The organism is Vibrio sp. OPT46 (assembly GCF_015163535.1).
GTDB classification, from domain to species: Bacteria; Pseudomonadota; Gammaproteobacteria; order Enterobacterales; family Vibrionaceae; genus Vibrio; species Vibrio alginolyticus.
On sequence record NZ_JADDYG010000397.1, the window covers coordinates 92,232 to 97,245 of the forward strand.

The following is a 5,014-nucleotide window of genomic DNA, read 5'->3' on the forward strand; positions in this document are numbered from 1 at the left end:
CATGTTAGGTAAGAGGTCTAACCAGTTGGTTTAAGTGTAATCAAAATATTAAGGAAATGTAAAACATAAGATTGGATAAAAAGTGATCTAAGTAGAGTTAAAATTCTAAAGTTGAGATTTGAGTGATGGTTTCATGAGCAAGTTGACAAGTTTATTACCATCACTAATCTAAATCTGTTGGTTCACTATCGACACTAATTCTCGTTTGTGGGTAAACTCAGAGTAATCAAACCCGAGTTCAGGTTTATGAAATGTCCGATACCAAATTGGTATCAGAACAATTTGCTCAGTGAGTCTAGAGCTGACTGAAGCCGAAATAATAAAGAGAACGTCTTATGTACCATGATCTGATTAGAAGTGAATTAAACGAAGCTGCTGAAGTGCTCAACAAATTTTTAAGCGATGACCATAACATTGCGCAAATCGAAGCAGCGGCGAAAATGATTGCTGACTCATTCAAGCAAGATGGTAAAGTATTGTCATGTGGTAACGGTGGTTCTCACTGTGATTCAATGCACTTTGCCGAAGAGCTAACAGGCCGTTACCGAGAAAATCGTCCTGGCTATGCTGGTATTGCTATTTCAGATCCAAGCCACCTTTCTTGTGTGAGTAATGACTTTGGTTATGACTTCGTGTTTTCACGTTATGTAGAAGCGGTTGGTCGAAAAGGTGACGTACTGTTTGGTCTGTCGACTTCAGGTAACTCAGGTAACATCCTGAAAGCGATTGAAGCAGCACAAGCGAAAGGCATGAAGACGATTGCGCTAACAGGTAAAGATGGCGGCAAAATGGCAGGCCTTGCAGATATTGAAATCCGCGTGCCACACTTTGGTTATGCAGACCGCATTCAGGAAATTCATATTAAGATTATTCATATCATCATTCAGTTGATCGAAAAAGAGATGGAATAATCGTTTACGGCCACCGTTTCGAGCTGTGTTGTTAGGGAGTTTTTTAAACCATGTGTGAATTGCTCGGTATGAGCGCTAATGTTCCAACGGATATTTGTTTCAGTTTTACTGGGCTCATGCAGCGTGGAGGTCGAACCGGCCCACACCGTGACGGATGGGGGATCACCTTCTACGAAGGGAAGGGCTTTCGAACCTTCAAAGATCCCAAGCCAAGTTGTGAGTCTAAAATAGCAGAGTTGGTACAAAATTATCCCATCAAAAGTCGTGCGGTCGTTAGTCATATCCGACAGGCGAATCGTGGTGGTGTTAATTTAGAAAATACTCATCCCTTTACACGTGAGCTGTGGGGTAGGTATTGGACGTTTGCGCATAACGGTCAGCTCTCTGGCTATCAAGACTTGCATACAGGTCGACATCGACCTGTCGGTGAAACAGATAGTGAACTGGCATTTTGCTGGTTATTGAAGCAAATGGAAGATCGATATCCTGAGCCACCAAAGGATATGGAGTCGGTATTCTTATATGTTGCTAAATGTTGTGATGAGCTAAGAGAGAAGGGTGTATTTAACATGCTTCTGAGTGATGGTGAGTATGTAATGACGTATTGCACCAATCATTTGTATTGGATCACAAGACGCGCACCGTTTGGAAAAGCCGCGTTGCTTGATGAAGATGTGGAAATTAACTTCCAAGAAGAAACAACGCCACACGATATCGTTTCTGTGATTGCAACTCAACCTTTGACGGGCAACGAAGCTTGGCAGCGTATGAAACCTGGCGAATACGGCTTGTTTCACCTAGGTGAACTAGTCAAAAATAATGCCTCTGAACTGGTAAATGTGCCGTTTTCGGCGGCTAAGCCGGGCAATCAAGCGCCAACCGAACCGTTAGAGTGATGGTCTCTTACTCTGAATATAAAAATAAAGCTCGCTTAATCGCGAGCTTTATTTTTATGCGTTTTAAACCGAGGGCGGATACGGATGAGCATTCTTACTTTCTAGAGTGCTGGTAGTAGAGTCCTAGTCTCGCTAAGGCTTGCTGTAAAGACGTAACTGATAGAAATTTCTCATAAAACACCTCGTCAGTCTGAACGGTGAAGAACGAACCAGATTCAGAATCTACTTTCCGAGTGTTATGTTACTCAAGTGGTTATGGGATTTTTTAGAATGTTGGGTTTTAGGTTTCTAGTCTCACCATGGTTTTCTTGAATCAAGTTTATAAGTATTAAAACAACCAAGAGCAGCCCTCAGGCTGCTCTTTTGTGCTTGGAGTTTATTATTCAGGGCTACTCATCTGAGGCGTACCCATGTACGCCAAGCTCTGCGCCATCTAAATAGGCTTTACCATCCTTCATGATCAACCGCTCGTCTACCAGCCACTTAGCCACCATAGGGTAGATTCGGTGCTCCTGCGCCTGAACACGTGCCGCAAGTACACTAGCATCATCGTCTTCGAACACAGGAACTTTTGCTTGCAGTATGACAGGGCCACCATCAAGCTCTTCCGTTACAAAGTGCACACTCGTACCATGTTCTTTATCGCCAGCATCAATTGCTCTCTGGTGTGTGTGTAGCCCAGGATATTTTGGTAGAAGAGAAGGGTGGATATTGATCATCTTACCCATGTAATGAGAAACAAATGCGCTGCTCAGAATGCGCATGTAACCAGCAAGAATAATCACGTCTGGTTGGTATTCATCTATTTGACTCATTAGTTCTGCATCAAAGCTTTCACGCGAGCTGAATGCTTTAGGGTCGACAAAGTGACCGTCCACATCAAACTTTTTTGCACGTTCTAAACCAAAAGCATCTGCTTTGTTAGAGAACACGGCTGCCACTCGTGCGTTTGGCATGCTGTCTTCGCAAGCTTCCAAGATAGCTTGCAGGTTACTTCCGTTACCCGAGATGAGGACCACAATGTTTTTTAGGGTATGGTTTTTCATGATGTCGAGAGCGCCTTGGTATTGTAGGTTGGAGTTATGTAGCTTCTAAACTACCTACTAATAGAATGGTTTTTAGTGTTCTAGATAGCAAAATGAGGACCTAGTCATCTAGTGTCCTCATTCTTCTTATCTTTTGAGCTCGATTTGCAAATTATTGGATTTCAACTTGCTCTTCGTTCGCGTCTGCTTGTGCGATTTGACCAATCACCCACGCGTTTTCGCCTTCTTCTTTAAGAAGAGCAACTGCTGCATCTGCCTGGTCTTTCGGTAGTGCGACGATTAGACCTACACCACAGTTGAATGTGCGGTACATTTCGTGTGTGTCGACGTTGCCTTTCTCTTGTAGCCACTTGAAGATAACTGGCCATTCCCAACTGTTACCATCGATAACTGCTTTCGTGCCTTCAGGCAGTACGCGTGGGATGTTTTCCCAGAAACCACCACCAGTGATATGAGAAATCGCATGGATGTCGTGTTTCTCAATCATCTTAAGTGCTGACTTGATGTAAATTTTTGTTGGTTCTAGTAGGTGCTCACCAATAGTGCGGCCTGCTAGCTCTTCGCTCTTATCTGCACCAGATACTTCTAGGATCTTACGGATAAGGGAGTAACCGTTTGAGTGTGGGCCGCTTGAACCAACAGCGATAAGTGCATCACCAGCAGCGACTTTCGTGCCGTCAATCACGTCTTCTTTTTCTACTACGCCAACACAGAAACCAGCTACGTCGTAGTCTTCGCCTTCATACATGCCAGGCATCTCCGCAGTTTCGCCACCAATTAGGGCACAACCTGCTTGAACACACCCTTCTGCGATACCTGAAACAACATCCGCTGCGGTATCAACGTCTAGTTTGCCTGTTGCGTAGTAATCTAGGAAAAACAGTGGCTCTGCGCCTTGCACGATAAGATCATTTACACACATTGCCACTAGGTCGATGCCAATCGTGTCGTGCTTGTTCATATCCAGTGCTAGGCGAAGTTTTGTGCCAACGCCATCAGTACCAGAAACCAGTACAGGTTGTTTGTATTTAGTTGGCAATTCGCATAGCGCGCCAAAACCACCGATACCACCCATAACTTCAGGGCGACGAGTACGTTTTACCGCACCCTTAATACGATCCACAAGCGCGTTGCCTGCATCAATATCTACACCAGCGTCTTTATAGCTAAGAGAAGAGTTGTTACCACTCACAGGGAAGTCCTCGGTATTAAGTTGGATATGAAAACGGCGCTATTCTAACAGTGCTTAAACATAGATAGCAAACGTTTGCGTCTGTTTTTTTCTTTAGTGATTTATCCTGATATCCCTGTGAAAATCATGTATAATCTGAAGGTTTGTTTAAATATTGCCAACTATAGCCGGAGATGGACATGAAAGTTGTTGAAGTAAAGCACCCTCTAGTAAAACATAAAATTGGTCTAATGAGAGAAGGTGACATCAGCACAAAACGTTTTCGTGAGTTAGCGACTGAGGTCGGTAGCCTACTTACTTACGAAGCAACGTCAGACTTTGAAACAGAAAAAGTGACCATTGATGGTTGGAACGGTCCGGTAGAAGTAGACCAGATTAAAGGTAAAAAAGTAACCGTAGTGCCAATCCTACGTGCAGGTCTAGGCATGATGGATGGAGTTCTTGAGCACATGCCAAGCGCACGTATCAGTGTTGTGGGTATTTACCGTGATGAAGAAACGCTTGAGCCAGTTCCTTACTTCAACAAGCTTGCTTCAAACATCGAGGAGCGTATTGCGCTTGTTGTTGACCCAATGCTTGCAACAGGTGGTTCTATGATTGCTACTATCGATCTCCTAAAAGAGAAAGGTTGTAACCAAATCAAAGTGCTGGTACTTGTTGCTGCACCAGAAGGTATTGAAGCGCTAGAAAAAGCACACCCAGATGTTGAGCTATACACTGCGGCAATCGATGAGAAGCTTAATGACAAAGGCTACATCGTTCCGGGTCTAGGCGATGCAGGTGATAAGATCTTCGGTACTAAGTAATTCTTTGATGTATTACTATGACTGAACAGAAAAAGGCTTGGTGAAAACCAAGCCTTTTTTGTATCTACTGTGCCGTCCTAAATAAGGTTGACACTTTCCACCCCCAAAATTGGAGAGTGTTATGAAATCAACAACTAAAAGAACTCAGCGCGATTACTCCCTC

General features: G+C 43.8%; 5 protein-coding genes. 3 read left to right on the plus strand and 2 right to left on the minus strand.

The genetic code is table 11. The annotated features are described in order from the left end of the window. Window positions 1-335: 335 nt before the first annotated feature. A complete protein-coding gene (gene lpcA / locus IQR33_RS18555; protein WP_005380392.1) occupies window positions 336-911 on the plus strand; it encodes a D-sedoheptulose 7-phosphate isomerase in 576 nt (191 codons plus the stop codon). Between the two features lie 50 nt (window positions 912-961). Continuing rightward, window positions 962-1,807, plus strand: coding sequence for a class II glutamine amidotransferase (locus IQR33_RS18560; protein WP_053304068.1), 846 nt, complete (start codon window positions 962-964; stop codon window positions 1,805-1,807). 389 nt (window positions 1,808-2,196) lie between these two features. On the opposite strand, the gene purN is transcribed toward IQR33_RS18560, so the two are convergent. Beyond that, complete coding sequence (gene purN / locus IQR33_RS18565) at window positions 2,197-2,853, minus strand: phosphoribosylglycinamide formyltransferase (RefSeq protein ID WP_005394347.1); 657 nt, start codon at window positions 2,851-2,853, stop codon at window positions 2,197-2,199. Between the two features lie 151 nt (window positions 2,854-3,004). Next, the gene (purM, locus tag IQR33_RS18570; protein WP_005389861.1) at window positions 3,005-4,045 is read right to left on the minus strand and encodes a phosphoribosylformylglycinamidine cyclo-ligase; all 1,041 of its coding nucleotides are present in this window, start codon (window positions 4,043-4,045) and stop codon (window positions 3,005-3,007) included. Window positions 4,046-4,224: 179 nt separating this feature from the next. On the opposite strand from purM, the gene upp reads away from it, so the two are divergent. Further along, a complete protein-coding gene (gene upp / locus IQR33_RS18575) occupies window positions 4,225-4,851 on the plus strand; it encodes a uracil phosphoribosyltransferase (protein ID WP_005380401.1) in 627 nt (208 codons plus the stop codon). The last annotated feature ends 163 nt before the right edge of the window (window positions 4,852-5,014 follow it).

Excerpts from the sequence above, each read along its gene's own strand:
- purN (WP_005394347.1), bottom strand. The coding sequence starts at position 2,853 with ATGAAAAACCATACCCTAAAAAACATTGTGGTCCTCATCTCGGGTAAC.
- upp (WP_005380401.1), top strand. The coding sequence starts at position 4,225 with ATGAAAGTTGTTGAAGTAAAGCACCCTCTAGTAAAACATAAAATTGGT.
- lpcA (WP_005380392.1), top strand. The coding sequence starts at position 336 with ATGTACCATGATCTGATTAGAAGTGAATTAAACGAAGCTGCTGAAGTG.
- IQR33_RS18560 (WP_053304068.1), top strand. The coding sequence starts at position 962 with ATGTGTGAATTGCTCGGTATGAGCGCTAATGTTCCAACGGATATTTGT.